This window comes from Nonomuraea sp. NPDC050227, from assembly GCF_044459705.1.
GTDB lineage: Bacteria > Actinomycetota > Actinomycetes > Streptosporangiales > Streptosporangiaceae > Nonomuraea.
In genome coordinates this window covers 489166-507423 of record NZ_JBITJF010000004.1, presented here as the reverse complement: position 1 = coordinate 507423, position 18258 = coordinate 489166, and the positions used below count along the sequence as shown (strand labels likewise).

The 18258-nt window shown below is 71.8% G+C and carries 15 protein-coding genes; 4 read left to right on the top strand and 11 right to left on the bottom strand.

What is annotated here, in order from left to right; translation table 11 throughout:
• Nucleotides 1–30: 30 nt before the first annotated feature.
• The 7 genes from ACIBK9_RS19405 to ACIBK9_RS19375 form a co-directional block, all read right to left on the bottom strand.
• Nucleotides 31–1746: a hydantoinase B/oxoprolinase family protein gene (locus ACIBK9_RS19405; RefSeq protein ID WP_397159836.1), complete on the bottom strand. Its 1716-nt coding sequence runs from the start codon at nucleotides 1744–1746 to the stop codon at nucleotides 31–33.
• Nucleotides 1743–3821: a hydantoinase/oxoprolinase family protein gene (locus ACIBK9_RS19400; protein WP_397159834.1), complete on the bottom strand. Its 2079-nt coding sequence runs from the start codon at nucleotides 3819–3821 to the stop codon at nucleotides 1743–1745. Before ACIBK9_RS19400 ends, ACIBK9_RS19405 begins: the two co-directional genes overlap by 4 nt.
• Before the next feature lie 114 nt (nucleotides 3822–3935).
• On the bottom strand, nucleotides 3936–4805 hold the full coding sequence (locus tag ACIBK9_RS19395) for a hypothetical protein (protein WP_397159832.1): 870 nt from the start codon (nucleotides 4803–4805) through the stop codon (nucleotides 3936–3938).
• 73 nt (nucleotides 4806–4878) lie between these two features.
• Nucleotides 4879–5286: a hypothetical protein gene (locus ACIBK9_RS19390; protein ID WP_397159830.1), complete on the bottom strand. Its 408-nt coding sequence runs from the start codon at nucleotides 5284–5286 to the stop codon at nucleotides 4879–4881.
• Nucleotides 5283–6209, bottom strand: a complete 927-nt coding sequence (locus ACIBK9_RS19385; RefSeq protein WP_397159828.1) for an NAD-dependent epimerase/dehydratase family protein — start codon at nucleotides 6207–6209, stop codon at nucleotides 5283–5285. Before ACIBK9_RS19385 ends, ACIBK9_RS19390 begins: the two co-directional genes overlap by 4 nt.
• A 109-nt stretch (nucleotides 6210–6318) precedes the next feature.
• On the bottom strand, nucleotides 6319–6675 hold the full coding sequence (locus ACIBK9_RS19380; protein ID WP_397159826.1) for an ArsR/SmtB family transcription factor: 357 nt from the start codon (nucleotides 6673–6675) through the stop codon (nucleotides 6319–6321).
• Entirely contained in the window at nucleotides 6672–7586 is a 915-nt protein-coding gene (locus ACIBK9_RS19375) for a ketopantoate reductase family protein (RefSeq protein ID WP_397159824.1), read from the bottom strand. Before ACIBK9_RS19375 ends, ACIBK9_RS19380 begins: the two co-directional genes overlap by 4 nt.
• A gap of 232 nt (nucleotides 7587–7818) precedes the next feature.
• On the opposite strand from ACIBK9_RS19375, the gene ACIBK9_RS19370 reads away from it, so the two are divergent.
• Complete coding sequence (locus ACIBK9_RS19370) at nucleotides 7819–8721, top strand: endo-beta-N-acetylglucosaminidase H (RefSeq protein WP_358297833.1); 903 nt, start codon at nucleotides 7819–7821, stop codon at nucleotides 8719–8721.
• A gap of 63 nt (nucleotides 8722–8784) precedes the next feature.
• Here the strand turns inward: ACIBK9_RS19370 and ACIBK9_RS19365 are convergent, their stop codons facing one another.
• From ACIBK9_RS19365 to ACIBK9_RS19350, 4 genes are read right to left on the bottom strand one after another with little or no spacing between them, the layout of a single operon-like run.
• Complete coding sequence (locus ACIBK9_RS19365; RefSeq protein ID WP_397159821.1) at nucleotides 8785–11781, bottom strand: alpha-mannosidase; 2997 nt, start codon at nucleotides 11779–11781, stop codon at nucleotides 8785–8787.
• Nucleotides 11782–11811: 30 nt separating this feature from the next.
• Nucleotides 11812–12726 carry a carbohydrate ABC transporter permease gene (locus tag ACIBK9_RS19360; protein WP_397159819.1) on the bottom strand — a complete coding sequence of 305 codons (915 nt, stop codon included), beginning with the start codon at nucleotides 12724–12726 and terminating at the stop codon, nucleotides 11812–11814.
• A gap of 1 nt (nucleotide 12727) precedes the next feature.
• The gene (locus ACIBK9_RS19355) at nucleotides 12728–13627 is read right to left on the bottom strand and encodes a sugar ABC transporter permease (protein WP_358297843.1); all 900 of its coding nucleotides are present in this window, start codon (nucleotides 13625–13627) and stop codon (nucleotides 12728–12730) included.
• Entirely contained in the window at nucleotides 13624–14904 is a 1281-nt protein-coding gene (locus tag ACIBK9_RS19350) for an ABC transporter substrate-binding protein (protein ID WP_397159817.1), read from the bottom strand. The genes ACIBK9_RS19355 and ACIBK9_RS19350 overlap by 4 nt, the downstream gene beginning before the upstream one ends.
• A gap of 98 nt (nucleotides 14905–15002) precedes the next feature.
• Here ACIBK9_RS19350 and ACIBK9_RS19345 point away from each other — a divergent pair, with 98 nt between their 5' ends.
• The 3 genes from ACIBK9_RS19345 to ACIBK9_RS19335 are packed head-to-tail and all read left to right on the top strand — an operon-like array spanning nucleotide 15003 to nucleotide 18258.
• The gene (locus ACIBK9_RS19345; RefSeq protein WP_397159815.1) at nucleotides 15003–16034 is read left to right on the top strand and encodes a LacI family DNA-binding transcriptional regulator; all 1032 of its coding nucleotides are present in this window, start codon (nucleotides 15003–15005) and stop codon (nucleotides 16032–16034) included.
• A 46-nt stretch (nucleotides 16035–16080) separates the two neighbouring features.
• A complete protein-coding gene (locus tag ACIBK9_RS19340; protein ID WP_397159813.1) occupies nucleotides 16081–17301 on the top strand; it encodes a glycosyl hydrolase in 1221 nt (406 codons plus the stop codon).
• 45 nt (nucleotides 17302–17346) lie between these two features.
• Nucleotides 17347–18258 carry a hypothetical protein gene (locus ACIBK9_RS19335; protein ID WP_397159811.1) on the top strand — a complete coding sequence of 304 codons (912 nt, stop codon included), beginning with the start codon at nucleotides 17347–17349 and terminating at the stop codon, nucleotides 18256–18258.

Genomic DNA, 18258 nt, shown 5'->3' with positions numbered 1-18258 from the left:
TCCAATCGGTGTGGGGGGTGTGCGGCGGCTTCAGCGCGCCTGGCCTCGCAGCCTGGCGGTGGCGTCCCGGTCGATCGCGCCGTCCGCGGTGATCACGACGCCGTAGTCCCGTTCGGCTCCCTCGTGGGTCACCTTGCCGTCGAGGACGTCTTCGAGGACCAGTTCGGGGACGCGTTCGAAGGGGACGCCGTGCCCGCCGCCGCCGGCGGTCACGTGCCGGTGGCGGGTCCCCGCGGTCATCTCGAAGTGCGGTTTGGACTCCAGCACCCGTTCACCGGGACCGCCGGGGTCGAGCATGTTGAGCGAGGGGGTTCCCGGCGCGCCGCCGGCCAGTCCGTACGGCAGGAATTTGCGCCGGTCGGACCTGATCTGCACCTTGGCCTCGGCCGCCAGCAGCGTCATGTCGCGGAAGGTCGCCAGGCCGCCACGCCAGCGGCCCGCTCCGCCGCTGTCGGGGAGGTAGCCGTAACCGTCGATGCGGAGGTGACCGGAGCGTTCCAGCTCCTCGACCGGCGTGTTGGTCAGGTTCGCGCCCAGAGAGCTGATCCCGTCCACGCCGTCGCGGTCGGGACGCGCGCCCCACGCGCCCGCCAGCGGGTCCCACAACACCATGGACTCCCCGTCCGGCCCGACGAGGCCGATCGCGATCCCGTCGGGCCCGCCTTCCCCGGCGGCCGGCACCCGGGCGGGGAACACCGGGGCGAGCGCCCCGAGCACGGCGTCGATGATCCGGAAGCCGACGAGCCCGCGGGCGCCGCGCGCGGCCGGCCGCCGGCCGTTGAGGATGGAGGCTTCCGGGATGACGAAACTGAACGGCCGGTAGAAGCCGCTGTTGGCCGGGATGTCGGAGGCGAGCACGCCCTGCAGGGCGGCGTAGGCGGCGGAGCGGGTGAAGGAGGCCGTCGCGTTGAGCGCGGAGTCCACCTGCGGCGAGGAGCCGGTGAAGTCGAGCTCGATCCCCGACCCGGACAGCGTGACCTTGACGCGGATCGGGATCGGCCCGGACCCCAGACCGTCGTCGTCGATGTGGTCGAGGAACTCGTAGGCGCCCGGGACGGCCTCGGCGAGCGCGGCGCGCAGCAGGGTCTCGGAGTAGTCGAGCAGCTCGTCGACGAGGGCGGCGAGCCCGTGGACGCCGTGCCGCGCCGCGAGGGCGCGCAGCCCCTCGGCTCCGGTGTGGCAGGCCGCGAGCTGGGACTCGAGGTCGCCGCGCAGCAGCTCGGGCTCGCGGACGTTGCGCAGGATCAGCCGCAGGAACGTCTCGTTGACCGTGCCGGCCTCGACCAGGCACGACGGCGGGATCTGCACCCCTTCGGCGAAGATGCTGGTCGACTGCACGGCCATCGAACCGGCGGCCCACCCGCCGACGTCGGTGTGGTTGACGACCGTGACCGCGAAGCCCAGGAGGTCCTCCCCGGCGAACACCGGGGCGACCGCGAAGATGTCGGGCAGGTGCATGCCGCCCAGGGACGGGTCGTTGAGCAGGTAGACGTCTCCCGGACGGATCCGGTCGCCGAACTCGTCGAGGATCGCCTCCATCGCGTCCGGAATGGACCCCAGGTGCACCGGCAGGGTGTTGGCCTGGGCGATCACCCGGCCCCGCGCGTCGCACAGGGCGGCGGAGAAGTCCATGCTGGACGCCACGAGCTGCGAGTGAGCCGTGCGCAGGATCGTGATCGCCATCTCGTCGGCGATCCCGGTGACGGCGTTGCGGAAGACCTCGAAGGTCACGGCGTCGCGGATCATGAGGCGCTCCAGGTGATGACGATGTTGTTGAGCCGGTCGCGGTGCACCCGGGCGCCGGGCGGGACGAGGGTGGTGGCGTCCATGTCCTCGATGACCATCGGCCCCTCGACCGGTTCCGGGCCGAGATCCGACCGGCCCACGACGGGCGTGGGCACGGTCCGGTCGAACCGGCATTCGCGGACGGCGGGCTCGCCGCCGGGGGCGAGGGGCAGGCTCAGCACGTCCGCGATGGACACCTGGGTGGGGAGCCGGCCGCGTACCCGGAGGTTGACCAGCTCCACCAGCTCGTCCGTGCCGGCCCGGCCGTAGGTGCGCCGGTGCTCGGCGTGGAAGCGGGACCGCGTCTCGGCGAGCAGATCCTCGGTGAGGTCGCCGTCGGGCACCCGGATCCGCAGTTCGAACCGCTGGCCGCGGTAGCGCATGTCCAGGAGCCGGTCCACGACGGCGTCGGCGCCCAGCTGGTCGCGTACGTGGGCGGACAGCCGCGCGAACTCCGCGGCGAGCGCGCCCACGTCGGCGAAGCCGGCCCGGTACGGGGTGAGCTCCTGGCGTTCGGTGTCGGCCACGAGCAGGCCCAGGCTGCTGAACAGTCCCGGATGCACGGGCACGATCACCGTCGAGATCCCGAGTTCGCGGGCCAGCGCGGCGGCGTAGAGAGGGCCCGCGCCGCCGAAGGCGACCATGGTGGCCTCCCGCGGGTCACGCCCTCGTTCGCTGGTCACCGCCTTGACCGCGGTCGTCATGCTCGACACCGCCACCTGGTACGCGCCGCGCGCGGCGCCCGCCACGTCGTCGCCGAGCTGCTCGGCCACCGGTGACAACGCCTTCACGGCCAGCTCCGGGTGGATCGCCACCCGGCCGCCGGCCAGCGCGTCGGGGCTGAGGTAGCCGAGCGTCACGTTGGCGTCGGTCAGGGTCGGCAGCTCGCCGCCCTGGCCGTAGCAGGCAGGGCCGGGACGCGAGCCGGCGCTGACGGGCCCCACGTGCAGGGCGCCCGCCGCGTCGACGGAGATGATGCTGCCGCCGCCGGATCCGACCTCGGCGATGTCGATCGACGGCGCCCGCACCGGATACCCGGCGCCGGAACTGAGCCCGCGGGCGCCGTTCATGCCGCCGCCGACCTCGTAGTCGGCCGAGACGAACGGTTCGCCGTGCTCGATCAGGGACGCCTTCGCCGTGGTCCCGCCCATGTCGAACGCGACCACCGTGGACAGGCCGATCAGCTGGGCGAGCTTCTGCACGGCGGTGACGCCGGCCGCCGGACCGGACTCGATGATCTGCACCGGCCGCCGGGCGACGGAGGCCGCGTCGAGCAGTCCGCCGCTGGACTGCATGACCAGCAGGGGCGCGCGCACCTTCGCCGAGCGCAGCCCCGCTTCCAGCCGGGTGAGGTAACCGTGCACGGTGGGGCCGACGTAGGCGTTGACCGTGGCGGTGCTCATGCGCTCGAACTCGTGCGGCTGCGGCGAGACGTCGACCGACGCCGTGACGTACACGCCGGGCAGTTCGGCTTGCAGCAGTGCGGCGACCCGCCGTTCCTCGTCAGGGCGGACGTAGGAGTTGATCAGGCACACGGCCACCGCTTCGATGCCGTCCGCGCGCAGGCGTCCGGCCAGCGCGCGGATCTCGTCCTCGCTCGCCGGTGGGCCGAGCCGGCCGTCGGCCGTGATCCGCTGGTCGAGTTCGTGCCGGTCGCGTCGCCGGGCGAGGGGTTCGGGCTTGGACCATGACAGGTCGTAGAGCACCGGCCGGCGCAGCCGCCCGATCTCCAGCACGTCGCGGAAGCCGCGGGTGGTGACCACCGCGGTGCGCACGCCGTTCATCGACAGGATCGCGTTGGTGGCGACGGTCGTGCCGTGCAGCATCGCGACCACGGCCTCGGGCCGGGCACCGGCCAGGGAGAGCACGCCGGTGGTCGCCGCCACCACGCCGGCGCCGTAGTCGGGCGGGGTGGACAACACCTTCATGGGGACGACCTGGCCGTCCGGCCCCAGCGCGATGACGTCGGTGAAGGTGCCGCCGATGTCGGCGCCGACTCGCCAGCCGGCCGGTCGAGGATCGTGACTGGGGGGCACTGGATCTCCTTCGTTCTACGGAGCGACTGGGATCACAGTACGAGTGGGTTGAGATATCAGCAATGCCTAGTTGTCATTTTTATGCGAGTCAGGTGATATGACTTGCTTAGGTCGTCAGCGTGCTTCCGGCTGGTCCGGCAGGCGCACGACGGCGGTGCCGGCCTGGGACTCGCCAAATCCCCAGCCCGCGACCAGCGAGCAGCCGACCGCCTCCAGGACGTCGGTCCACGGCCAGGGGCCGTCGCCGCGGTAGAAGCCGCCCTCGCTGCGCGCGTCGCCCTCGGTGAGACAGAGCATGCGGAGATGGTCGCGGAGCGCGGGGTGCGTGACCGCGCCCAGCCGCTCCTCCCAAGGCTGGGCGGCGGAGCGGGCGTGACGCATGTCCGAGACGGACACCAGGTGGCCGGGGCCGCGTTCGGTGAACGTGGCGGCCCGCATCGCGTCGGTGAGGGTGCCGTCGGTGGCGACGCGCAGCAGCACGGTCAGCCAGCCGTTCAGTCTCTCGCACTCCTCGCCGGTCAGATCGACGCCGTGGCGGCCCAGGAGCGGCCCCAGCTGTGCGCCGTGCACCAGGACTTCATCGGTTTCATCGGTCGCGGACACGGCCCGCAGGTCGGCGACGAAGGCGTCGCCGAACGGCCGAGGGCCCTTGTGCCCGTCCTCGCCCCATGCCCCTGTTCCCGCCAGCAGATCGGGGTCGAACCAGAACAGCGACCCGCCCAGGTCGAAGCGCCAGGTCCACGGGGAGAAGGGGTGTTCACCGTCCGGATCCGGGAGGCGCCGCGCCTCCCGGCCGGACAGCGCGTCGGCGGTGGCCCAGGCATTCGGGAACAGGAACTCGTCGAAGGTGTCCGAGGCGTAGTACACGCCGTGCCCGGCGGCAGGGTGCGCGGCCGGCTCTCCGCCGAGCAGGATCTCGAACGCCCCGGCCAGCGCGGCATCCCACTCGCTGAGGTCAGCCGCCGGGTACGTCTCGGATGTCACGATGAGCACTCCTTCATGTCATAGCGCGCGGATTGTCGCAAGCTATCGGACACCGAGCCGCGCCGCCGTTGGCCTACCCCCGCGCCCGTGACCGGCGGCCGAGTTGCCTGCGGTGCACCACGAGGCCGGCCAGCGTCAGCAGGGAGAGGAGGGCGAGCTGCCACCAGTTGTCCGGGTTGCCGCCGAGGTCCAGGTCGGCCGCGTGGTTCACCACGTGCAGCGTGTTGGCGACGAGGAACCCGACCAGCACGACCGACAGCACGTCGCGCCACACCAGCGCGCTCAGCATCATCAGCCCGATGCCGATCTGGAAGACCCCGGCGTCGTGCAGGAAGTGCACGTGATTGGGGAAGCGGGCGAAGACCGCGAAACCTGCCGGGTCGAGGCGCATCCACACGCCGAAGCCCAGCATCGTCAGCGCGCCGACCGCCACGGCCACCTGGACGAAGATCCTGGCCGGCCTGCTGTAACCGTTCGTCATCTCATGTCCTCCAGTCCGTCGGGAACGCTCGGGTGCACCGGGGTCCAGCCCAGGTCGCGGGTGGCCTTGGCGTGCGAGACCCGCATCGTGGTGTCCATCAGCAGGCAGCCCAGGTACGGCACGGCCCGCCGGACCAGCCATCTCGGAATCACGACGGGACGCGGTGTGCCGTGCGCGCGGGCGACCGCGGTCAGGAAGTCGCGCCAGCTCATCGGCCGGTCGTCCACGATGTTGTACGCCTGGCCCGCGCCGCCGCGTTCCATGGCCGCGACCGCGGCCGCCGCGGCGTCGTCCACGTGGACGAAGGAGGTGGTGCCGGTGCTGCCGCGCGGCAGCACGGGCGCCCGCTTGCGCATCATGTCGGCGAACAGGTCGCTGAAGGCGTTCCTGCCGTAGAACATGCCGTAGCGCAGGGCGACGCCCTCGATGCCTTCGGCGGCGAACACCTGGCTCTCGGTCGCCAGGCTGGAGTCGGTCACCAGGTCGGCGACGGTGCCGACGTGCACGCCGAACTCGTCGTCCTCGGTCAGCACCCGGTCGCCGTGGTCGCGGTAGCCGTACCCGGTGATCAGCGACTGGGTGACGAACCGGCGCGCGCCGACGGCCCGCGCGGCGTCGAGCAGGTGCGCGGTCCCCCGGTCGCGCAGGGCGAGGGTGGGGTCGTCGGGGCGCAGCCTGCGCGAGGCGCCGCGCAGCGCCGTGGCCTGGTGCATGACGACGTCGGCGGCCTGCCCGTCGAGCGCGCGCAGCAGCGCGTCCCGGTCGAGCACGTCGGCGACGACGGCGTCCGCGCCGCGTTCGGTGACGAGCCGCCGCTTTGCGGGATCGCGGACGACGGCGACCACGTCGTGCCCCGACGCGGCCAGCGCCGACAACAGCGGAACCCCGATCGCGCCGGTCGCCCCGGCCAGCACTACCTTCATCGCCCCTGCTCCTTCACGCGTCGCCTGGATGGACAGCACTGCGAGGACGGGACAGCCGCTCCCGATGTGACAGACCGGGACGGGAAGACGCGCGGGCGGTCGTCGAGCTCTAGTGACCGCCCGGCTGTTCGCCGAGGCCGGAGGCGCACGAGATGATCATCGTGATGAGGTCGCGCAGGGGCGTCAGGAGCTCCGGATAGGCATCGGCGTTGAGGTCGTACAGGCGCAGGGTGCCCTTGCGCCGTGCCGTCAGCAGATCCGCGTCGCGCAGGATCTTGAGGTGGTGGGAGGTGGCGGGCTGGGACAGCCCCAGGTGCGCGGCGATGTCGCCGACGCTGCGGGGCCCCGCGGACTCCAGGAGATGGACGACGATCTCCTGCCTGCGCTCGTCCCCCAGGGCGGTGAACAGCGGCCGGGTCCGCGCGAACAGCGCGAGGACGTCCCGGGCCTCGATCGAGCCGCTCATGCGGGCAACGAGTCGCGCACGGCGGACAGGCGGCCGACCGGCAGCGCCCTGGCGGACCCTTCGGCGATCCAGCCGTCCAGCATCAGGCGCGTCTGCGCGCTCACCTTCGTGAAGTGCGTCTCCAGGTAGCGGCGCAGGTCGAAGGGGAGCAGCCGGGGCAGCACGCGCAACGCCAGCCCCACGGCCCAGGACGGAACGGGGACGGGAGCGCGCAGCCCGTGCTGGGCGGAGACCACCGCGACGGCCTCCCGGACGGCCGCGGCGGCGCCCCGCAACCGCGGGCCCGACGCGGGCAGCCGCCAGCCGGAGGACTCCAGCGCGGCGATGTAGGGGATCATCCGGGCGGCGGTGAGCTCCCCCGCGCCGGCCCGCGTCACCCGCCTGGCCCGCACGCCGCCGGCCCGCAGCGCGGCGACGACCTGCGGGGCGCGCGCTCCGGTGACGCCCGTCGCCGTGCCGGGCGGCACCCAGTACGCCACCCCCGGCGCGGGGACCTCGCGCTCCAGCGGCGCCTGGTAGGCCAGCAGCGTCGGCGTCACCTGGACGATCTGCTCCCGCGGCCAGACGCCGGCGAGGGTGCGCAGATCGCCCGGATCCTGGCCGATGGTGACCACGGTCGCCTCGCCGGTCACCGCGCGCAGCGCGCCCGTCCAGTCGCCGCGCAGGGCCGGCGAGTCCACGCAGAGCCACACCATGTCCCACCGTTCGCGGGGCGGCTCGCTGCGCACCTCGTACGGCGTGACGCGCTCGGCGACCGGCGCCCGCCCCCGCCTGAGCCGGTACAGCGAAGCCCCTTCCCAGCCCTCCCGGCCCGGCCGCACGAGATAGCTGACCCGGGCCCCGCCCGCGGCCAGCCACGCCCCGAAGACCTGTCCCAGCGCGCCGGCACCGACAATCAGCACCTTCGTCATCACTGCTCCATACATCTAAATATTTGGATATACGGAACATTACCACCGGAGAGATCTCCGGCGCCCGCGGCGCCTTTTCCGCGCCGGCGACACCTTGACAGCGGGCCCCGGGCTGCCGATGATCGAGGCGCTATACCGATTTATCTCCAGTCCCCGCGCAGCCTCGCGAAGACGAGTGGACTGGACTTAACCGATATAGCAAATCATCCCCCCATGCCCTGAGGAGCCGATCGTGAGTTCACCGCTCATGCGCAGAAGGACCCTGCTGGCAGCGCTGGCCGCGACCACCGTGGGTGCCGCGTTACCCACCGCGGCACACGCCGAGCGCCGCGCGGCCGGCAAGACCGGCCCGCTCTCGGTGGTCTACATCGAGGTCAACAGCGAGAGCATGACGAACGTCGCGAAGTACACGCTCGCCCGTGGCGGCGCGCAGGTGTTCGACATCGCGGTCATCTTCGCCGCCAACATCAACTACGACGGCACGAAGGCCTACCTCCACTGCAACGAGAACGTGCAGCGGGTGCTCGACAACGTGGCGACCGAGGTCCGCCCGCTGCAGCAGAGGGGCATCAAGGTCCTGCTGTCCATCCTCGGCAACCACCAGGGCGCCGGCTTCGCGAACTTCCCCTCCCAGCAGGCCGCCGACGCGTTCGCCCAGGAGCTGGCCGACGTGGTGACGACGTACGGGCTCGACGGCATCGACTTCGACGACGAGTACGTCGAGTACGGCAGGAACGGCACCGGCCAGCCGAACGCCTTCTCCTTCGTCTACCTGGTCCAGGCCCTGCGCCAGAAGCTGCCGAACAAGCTCATCACGCTGTACGACATCGGCCCGGCCGCCGACCGCCTGTCCTACAACGGCGTCAGCATCAACAACACCTTCGACTACGCCTGGAACCCCTGGTACGGCACCTGGTCCGTGCCGAACGGCCCGACCTCCAGGTCCCGCCTGTCGCCGGCCGCCGTGTCCTTCACCGGCACCAGCTCGTCCACCGCCGCCTCCCTCGCCCGCCGTACGGTCACCGAGGGGTACGGCGTCTTCCTCACCTACAACCTCACCTCGGCGAACACCGCCTCCTACATCTCCGCGTTCACCAACAAGCTGTACGGGAGCTCGGCCGTCTACACCCCCTGACGACTCCGCCGTGAACGCAGGTGAGGGGCGCCCGGACGGGCGCCCCTCACCGGGAACGTGCGGTCAGCGGCCGAGCCGCAGGGTGACCAGCTCGAACGGCCGCAACGTCACCGGGATCGACCGGCCGGGCCGCTCGGGCTCGGCCAGCGGGCGCTCCAGCAGGTCGGTCACGGTCACCGAGGTGACGGGGAAGCCGGCCGTGAGCGTGGCCGCGGCCCGGCCGCCGCGCGACTCGTGGAAGCGCACCACGACGTCGCCGCTGCCGTCGTCGGCCAGCTTGACCGCGGTGATCACGACCGCGTCGTCGTCCACCGTGACCAGCGGTTCTACCTCGGCGGCGCCGGAGAGCACCCGCTCGGGCAGGTTGAGGAACCAGCCCTCGCGCACCGCGTCGCCGATCGTCGCGCCGGGCAGCAGCGCGTGCCGGAAGGTGTGCCTGCCCTGGTCGGTCTCGGGGTCGGGGAAACGGGGGGCGCGCAGCAGCGACACCCGCAGGGTCGTGGTGGTGCCGCCGTCCTCGCGCACGGCCCGGGTCACGTCGTGGCCGTAGGTGGAGTCGTTGACCACGGCCACGCCCCAGCCGGGCTCCTCCAGGTGCACGAACTTGTGGTTGCACGCCTCGAACTTGGCCGCCTCCCAGCTCGTGTTGGTGTGGGTGGCGCGGTAGGCGTGGCCGTACTGGCTCTCGGCGGCGTAGCGCTCGGCGCGCACGTCGAGGGGGAAGGCCAGTTTGAGGAACTTCTCCGTCTCGTGCCAGTCGACGTCGGTGGCGATGTCGACCCGCCGCCCGTCCAGCGAGATCACCTGCGTGACGGACGAGCCGCCGAACGAGCGGGTGACGCGGACCGAGCCGGGCCGCTCGCCGGCCGTCACCTCGTCGGCCGCGGTGAGGTCGGCGACCGTGTTGCGGTAGAACTCGTCCACGTCCCAGGCGTCCCACATGTTGGGGAAGTCCTGGTGCAGCTGGAGCAGGTTGGCGGCCTGGCCGGGGGGCAGGGTCTCGCGCCGGGCCCGCAGGTCGTAGGCGGAGACGATCAGGCCGCGCCCGTCCACCTCGACCCGGAGCAGGCCGTTGTCCAGCACGAAGCCGCCGTCCTCGCGGGGTTCCACGGCCGTCGGGGTCCCCGGTGCGGCCGGGGCCGCGCCGCCGGCCGGGACGCCGTTGCGGGCGTGCGGGGCCGCGTTGAAGACCAGCTCGTGGGGGCCGTCTCCGGCCAGGGCCCGCTGGGCGTCGTCGATCAGGCCGGTCAGCTCCTCGGCCAGCGCCGCGTAGGTGGCCCTGGCCTCGCGGTGCACCCAGGCGATCGACGAGCCGGGCAGGATGTCGTGGAACTGGTGCAGCAGCACCGTCTTCCAGATGCGGTCGAGCTGCTCGTACGGGTAGGGCGCGCCGGCCCGCACGGCGGCCGTGGCGGCCCACAGCTCGGCCTCGCGCAGCAGCGACTCGCTGCGCCGGTTGCCCTGCTTGGTCTTGGCCTGGCTGGTCAGCGTGGCCCGGTGCAGCTCCAGGTAGAGCTCGCCCACCCAGACCGGCGGGTCGGGGTACTCGGCCTCGGCCTTGGCGAAGAAGCCGGCGGGGGTCTCCCAGGTGACGGTGGCCGAGCCCTCCAGGTCGCGCAGCCGGGCGGCCTTGGCCACCATCTCGCGGGTGGTGCCGCCGCCGCCGTCGCCCCAGCCGGTGGGGGCCAGCGAGTGCCGGGCGACGCCCTTGTCCTTGAAGTTGCGGGCCGCGTGCGCGATCTCCCGGCCGTTCATCGAGCAGTTGTAGGTGTCGACCGGCGGGAAGTGCGTGAACACCCGCGACCCGTCGATGCCCTCCCACAGGAACGTGTGGTGCGGGAACGTGTTCGTCCGGCTCCACGAGATCTTCTGGGTGAGCAGCCGCTTCGAGCCCGCCGCCTTGATGATCTGCGGTAGCCCGGCCGCGAACCCGAACGTGTCCGGCAGCCACACCTCCTCGTTGTCGACGCCGAACTCGTCGATGAAGAACCGTTTGCCGTGCACGAACTGGCGGGCCATGGCCTCGGAGCCGGGCATGTTCGTGTCGGACTCCACCCACATGCCGCCGGTCGGGACGAACCGCCCGGCTGCCACGGCCTTGGTCACCTTGGCCCACACCTCGGGCCGGTGCTCCTTGATCCACGCCCACTGCTGGGCCTGCGACATCGCGAACACGAACTCCGGCTCGTCGGCCAGCAGCGCCGTCATGTTGGAGGCGGTACGGGCGACCTTGCGGACGGTCTCGCGCAGCGGCCACAGCCAGGCCGAGTCGATGTGGGCGTGCCCGACCGCGCTGATCCGGTGCGCCGAGGGCACGGCGGGCGCGGACAGCACGCCGGCCAGCTCGGCGCGGGCCGCCGCGGCGGTGGCGTTGACGTCCTGGAGGTCGATCGCGTCCAGGGCGCGGTCGACGGCCCGGGTCAGCTCCGCGCGGCGGCCGCTGTCGGCGGGCAGCTCGTGCATCAGCTCCCCCACCACCTCCAGGTCGATGATCAGGTTCCACACCGTCTCGTCGAACACGGCCAGGTCCATGCGCGCCAGCCGGTACTGCGGCTCGCTGCCCGCCGTCTCCTTGTCGCCGAGCGGGGTGGGCACGAACGGCTTGTAGTCGAGCACGACCGGGTTGGAGGCCGCCTCGATCCGCAGCTCGACCTGCTCGCCGCCGGTCACCGGCGCGCCGACGCGCACCCACTGGTTACGCGGGTTGAGCCCCTTCACGGGCGTGCCGTCGGGCAGATAGACCAGGCCCTCGCACTGGAAGCCCGGCATGTTCTCGTCGAAGCCGAGGTCGAGCACCGCCTCGACGGTCCGGCCCGTCCAGGCGTCCGGGACGGTGCCGGTCACCGTGAACCAGCTCGTCGCCCACGGCGCGCCCCACGCCGCGCCGACCGCGATCGGCTCGGTCGGGGCCGCGAGCCCTTCGGCGACGGGGACGGGCTCGCCCGGCGTGGTCCAGACGCGCACGTCCATCGGCACGGACTCGGGGTGGACGGCCGGGCGCAGACGTTCGTCCAGCACGCGCTTGAGACGGGCTTCGACCAGTGTGCGGTCGTCATGCATGGAGAGAGACTCCTCGTTCTCGGAACCGGCTCAGCCCTTGATCGCGCCCTCGGCGACGCCGCGGAAGAAGAAGCGCTGCAGCGAGGCGAACAGGAGCACGATGGGCAGGAAGGAGATCATTGTCCCAGCGGCGATGAGACGGGGATTGGCGCTGAACGTGCCGTTGAGGTACTGCAGTCCGACGGTCAGCGTGAAGTTCTTCGGGTCGTTGAGCACGATGAGCGGCCACAGGAAGTCGTCCCAGGCGCCGATGAACGCGAAGATCGTGATCACGCTCAGCATGCCGCGCACGTTCGGCAGCCCGAGCCGGACGAGCCGCTGCCAGGGGGTCGCCCCGTCGATGACCGCCGCCTCGTCCATCTCCTTGGGGATGGCCTGGAAGGCGGTGCGCATCAGCAGCACGTTCAGCATGCCGATCGCGCCGGGCAGCGCCACGCCCAGCAGCGTGTCGGCCAGGCCCATGCCGCGGACGGTGACGTACTGGGAGACGATCGTCACCTCGCCCGGCAGCACGAGCGTGGACAGGAACAGCACCAGGAGCAGCTTGGCGCCCCGGAACTCCAGCCGGGCCAGCGCGAACCCGGCCAGCGTCGCGCCGACCGCGTTGCCGCCCACCACGATGACCGCCACGATCACCGAGTTGAGCGCGTACGTCCACACGGGGATGGTGTCCGCGACGCGCGCGTAGTTCGCCAGCGTCGGCTGGAGCGGGACGAAGCTCGGGGTCTGCGCGAAGACGTCCTCGAACGGGCCCTTCAGCGAGGTGGACAACTGCCACAGGAACGGCAGGATCGTGATCGCCAGGACGAGCAGCAGCAGCGCGTACCGCAGGACCAGCTCACCCGGCGTGGTGGCGCCGAACCCGCCCCGGCCCCGGCGGCGGCCGTGCCGCCCCGGGCGGGCCGCCGCGGCGGCGGGTCGCGCGCTCGCCTTCATCGCCGCCATGTCAGTCCGCCTTCCTGTTGAGCCGGGTCAGCAGGAGCATCGGGCCGATCGTGATGACGAAGAGCAGGATGCTCAGCGCCGAGGCGTAGCCGAAGTGGCCGTAGAAGCCGCGGCTGTACATCTGGATCAGCATGACCAGCGACATCGCCCGCCCGCCCGGGCCGCCGGTGCCGTTGGACAGCACGAACAGCTCGGAGAACACGCGCAGGGCCGACACCGAGACCAGCACCGACACCAGCAACATCGTGTTGCGCACGCCGGGCACCGTCACGCTCCAGAATCGGCGGACGGCCCCCGCCCCGTCCACGGCCGCGGCCTCGTGCAGTTCGCGCCGCACGTTCCCGAGCGCCGACAGGTAGATGATCATGTAGTAGCCCAGCCCCTTCCACACCGTCAGGGTGATGGCGCTGAGGACCAGCAGCCACCGGTCGGTCAGGAACGGCAGTGGCCCCTGCAGCACGCCCAGCGCCTGCATGAGCCCGTTGATCAGGCCCCGGTCGCTCAGCAGCCAGCTCCAGATCAGCGCGACCACGACGGCGGAGGCGACGACCGGCGTGTAGAAGGCGGTGCGGAAGAACGTGATGCCGGGGATCTTCTTCTCCACCAGGATCGCCAGCAGCAGCGGCAGCAGGGTGAGCACCGGCAGGCAGACCAGCATGAAGACGACGCTGTTGAGCAGCGCGTTGCCGAGCTGGTCGTCGTCGAGCATGCGGCCGAAGTTGGCCAGCCCGGTGAAGTGCCCCCCGCTGAGCGGCTTGGCATTGGTGAAGGCCAGCACCAGCGTGTTCAGCGAGGGCCAGACGTTGAAGACGAGCAGCCACAGCGCGGCGGGCGCCACCAGCAGCCAGGGGGTGAGCCGGCGGCGGAGGGCGCCCTGTGCGGGAAGAGCGGGGGTGATCACTGGTTGAGCAGCTCGTTGCACTTGGCGACCGCGGCGTCCAGCGCCTCCTTGGCGGAGACCTCGCCGTTGAGCGCGAGGGCGATCTGCTGGCGGATGAACTTGCTCATCGCGTCGGTCACCTCGACCGGCTGCAGCATCTTGGCCGTGGCCAGCGACTTGAAGGCGATGACCTTGGCGTCGCCGGCGTTGGTGCCGTCGCTCTGGGTGAAGAACGGGTCGCCGGCCGAGGCCTTGGTGCTGGGAAAGACGCTGACCTCGTGCGCGAACGCCGCCTGGTTCTCGGCGCTGGTCACCCAGCGGGCCAGCGCGATCGCCGCGGCCGGGTTCTTGCTCTTCTTCGACACCGACAGGCCCTGCACGTACAGCGGCGGGGTGCCCATCGCGGTCGAGGGCACGACCTTGGGCGCGAGGGAGGGGTTGTCGGTCTTGACGGCGATGATGTGGTTGGCGCCGGCCGTCGTCCAGGCCACGGTGCCCTCGTTGAACAGCTTGGCGTTGCCCGCGTAGGTGTCGGTCAGCACGTCGCGCGGCAGTAAGCCCTCCTTGAAGGCGGCCCGGTACTTCTCGATCACCGCGACGGCCTCGGGGGTGTTGAAGACGAAGCTCTTGCCGTCGTCGGACAGCAGCTTCACGCCCGCCTGGGCCAGGTCGCCCAGCTCGGGGCGGCGGCTCATCAGGTACGTCTTGCCGCCGGACTTCTCCTTGTAGGTCCGGGCCTGCTCGACCAGCTCGTCGAACGTCGTCGGCGGCTTGGCCGCGTCGAGGCCGTTCTTCTTCATCAACTCGGAGTTCCAGTAGTTGACGTCGGTGTTGAGGTACCAGGGATAGCCGTACGTGCCGGAGTAGCCGCGGAAGGTGTAGGCGTCGATGCCGCCCGCGACGTACTCGTCGGCGAGCTTGGGGTCGGCGGCGGCGACGTCGAGCAGCATGCCCTGCTGGACCAGGGGCCTGGCGAAGTCCGGGGGCAGGTTGGTGACGTCGGGGAGTGTTCCGGAGGCGGCCTGGTTGAGTACCTTCTCGGAGTAGGCGTCCGCCGGCTGGTCGAGCCATTCGACCTTCGTGCCGGGGTACTTCTTCTCGAAGGCGGCGACGACGCCCTCGACGTACGCCGTGAACTTGGGCTTCAGGGCCCACGTCTGGAGGCTGACAGTGCCCTTCACCTCTCCCGTGGCCGCCGCGGTCGGGGCGGCGGCTCCCGACTCGCCGGACCCGCCGAGGCCGCAGCCCGAGACGACCATGACGGCTGCCACCGCCGGTCCCGTCCAGTACCTACGCATGGCGCTCTCCTTGGTTACTAAATCGCTCTAGTTGCGGGACTATTCACCTGGCTAGACTCGTGTGTCAATAGCTGAGACGAATTCGTGAAGGAGCAGTGGTGCGCCGACCGACGATCACCGACATCGCCGAGCGGGTCGGGGTTTCCAAGGGCGCGGTGTCCTTCGCGCTCAACGGCCGCCCGGGGGTCGGAGAGGCCACCCGCGCGCGAATCCTGCAGGTGGCGAAGGAGATGAACTGGCGTCCGCACAGCGCCGCCCGCGCCCTCGGCGGGGCGCGCGCGGAGGCGGTGGGCCTGGTCATCGCCCGGCCCGCCAGCGCCCTCGGCGTGGAGCCGTTCTTCGCCCAGTTACTGTCCGGCCTGCAGGCGGGGCTGTCGGCCCAGGCCGTCGCGCTGCAACTGCTGATCGTGGAGGACGCCGAGGCCGAGATGGAGATCTACCGCGAGTGGACCTCCGCCCACCGGGTCGACGGCTTCGTCATGGTGGACCTCATGGTCCGCGACCCGCGCATCGCCGTGCTGGAGGAGCTGGGCGTGCCCGCCGTCGTCCTGGGCGGGCCGGGCAGGCACGGGTCGCTGTCGAGCGTCTGGGCCGACGACCGGGAGGCCATGTTGTCGATCGTGGACTACCTGGCCGCGCTCGGCCACCGCAGGATCGCGCACGTCGCGGGCCTGCCGGCGTTCCGGCACACCCAGCGGCGCGCCCGCGCGCTGCGCGACCGCGCGGGGCGGCTGGCTCTGGAGGAGGCGGTGTCGGTGCACACCGACTTCAGCGACTCCGAGGGCGCCGCCGCGACGCGCGCGCTGCTGTCGCGGCCGCGCCGGCCCACGGCCATCGTCTACGACAGCGACGTGATGGCCCTGGCCGGGCTGGGGGTGGCCGGCGAGATGGGGGTGAAGGTGCCCGACGACCTGTCCATCGTGGCCTTCGACGACTCGGTGCTCACGCGGATCACCCACCCCGCGATCACCGCGCTCTCCCGCGACACCTTCGCCTTCGGCAAGCGGCTGGCCGAGGTGATGCTGGAGGTCATCGCCGACCCTGAGCAGCGCAAGGACGTCAAGACCGAGACCCCCCGGCTGACGGTCCGCGAGAGCACGGCGGCTCCGGGGGCTTGGCAGAGTGACTAAATCGCTTTAGGCTCCGCCGGGAGATCGTACGACCCCCGGAGGACGCGTGCCCCTGCTCGACCCCATCCGCCACGGCGCCAACTACGTGCCCTCCGCCGGCTGGTTCCACAGCTGGCTCGACCTGTCGCTCGACGCGGTCCGCCGCGACTTCGAGGACCTGGCCTCGATCGGCCTGGACCACGTGCGCGTGTTCCCGATCTGGCCGTGGATCCAGCCCAACCCGGGGCTGGTCCGGCAGCGCGGCGTGGGGGACCTGCTGGCCGTGATCGACGTCGCGGCCGAGTTCGGCCTGTCCGTCGCCGTGGACCTGCTCCAGGGGCACCTGTCCAGCTTCGACTTCCTGCCCTCGTGGGTGCTCACCTGGCACCGTCGCAGTCTGTTCACCGACCGCGGCGCGCGCGACGCCATAGCCGCCTACGCCGACCGGCTCACCCGGGCCGTCGCCACCCGCGGCAACGTGTTCGCCGTCACGCTCGGCAACGAGGTCAACAACCTCTACCCCAGCAACGCCACCACCCCCGAGGCGTCCACGGCGTGGGCCGCCGAGCTGATCGACGTCGTGCGTGCGGCCGCGCCCGGCCTGCTCGCCCTCCACTCCCTGTACGACGCCACCTGGTACGACCCGGAGCACCCGTTCCGCCCCGCCGACAACGTGGACCTGGGCGACCTGACCACGGTGCACTCCTGGGTGTTCAACGGCGTCTCCGCGATCGACGGCCCGCTCGGCCCGGCCACCGTCTCGCACGCCGACTACCTGGTCGAGCTGGCCGCCGCCACCTCGCTCGACCCGGCCAGGCCCGTCTGGCTGCAGGAGATCGGGGTGCCCAGGCCCGACGTGCCCGAGGCCGGGACCGCCGAGTTCGTCCGCCGCACGCTCGACGCGGTGACCGCCAACCCCGCCCTGTGGGGCGTCACCTGGTGGTGCTCCCACGACCTGGACCGTTCCCTCTCCGACTTCCCCGAGCGGGAGTACGAGCTGGGCCTGTTCACCGTGGACCACCGTCCCAAGCCGGCGGCCAAGGAGCTCGCCGCGATCATCGACGAGCGCCGCGGCCGTACCGAGGCGCGGCGTCCGGCCCTGCGGTGCGACGTGGACCTGCGGACCGAGCCCGGACGCCGGGCCGAGGTCGCGCCGGGCAGCGCCTTCCACGCCGCATGGGTCCGGCTGCGCCAGTCCGGGCCCGTGGCCATCGTCGCCGGCGACCGCGCCGACGACCCCGGCCACCTCACTGCCCGGGGGATCGGCAGCGTCCTCACCCCGGAGTGAACGACGGGCCGACCGCAAGATCATCGATTTCCAGAGAGGAAGAGCGTGTCAGTCGCCATCGTCTCCGTGGAGTCCACGGACCTGTTCACGGGCACCGAGGACGCCCCGCGCCAGGTGCTGCGCGTGACGCTCGACGGCCCGCCGGCCCGGGTCGCCGTCACCGGCCCGGGCGTGTCCGGGGAGGCGGAGGGCGCGGGCGTGGTCGAGGTGCCGCTGGAGATCGCCGGCCCGGTCCCGGGGGCCGAGCTGCCGGTCGTGGTGACGGCGGGCGGCGCGCGGGCCGAGGCCGTGGTGGTCGTGGCCGAGCCTGGCTGGACGATGTTCCTGGTCTCCCACTTCCACTACGACCCGGTGTGGTGGAACACGCAGGCGGCCTACACCTCGCCGTGGGAGCTGCTGTCCGGGGACGCCACCACCCGCCCGCTGTGGGAGCGCAACGGCTTCGCGCTGGTGGAGGCGCACCTGGACCTGGCGCTGCGCGACCCGGTCTACAAGTTCGTGCTGGCCGAGATCGACTATCTCAAGCCGTACTTCGACGTCCATCCCGAGCGCCGGGCCGACCTGCGGCTGCTGATGGAGCGCGGGCAGGTCGAGCTGGTCGGGGGGACGTACAACGAGCCCAACACCAACCTCACCGGCGCCGAGGTCACGATCAGGAACATCGTGTACGGCATCGGCTACCAGCGCGACATCCTCGGCGGGGATCCGGCGACGGCGTGGCAGCTCGACGCGTTCGGGCACGACCCGCAGTTCCCCGGCTACCTCGCCGCGGCGGGGCTGACCGGCAGCGCGTGGGCGCGCGGGCCGTTCCACCAGTGGGGGCCGATCCAGAAGAACTTCCGCGAGGCCAAGGACGACGCCCGGGTGATGCAGTTCCCGAGCGAGTTCGAGTGGATCGCCCCCTCGGGGCTCGGCGTGCTGACGCACTTCATGCCCCACCACTACTCGGCCGGCTAA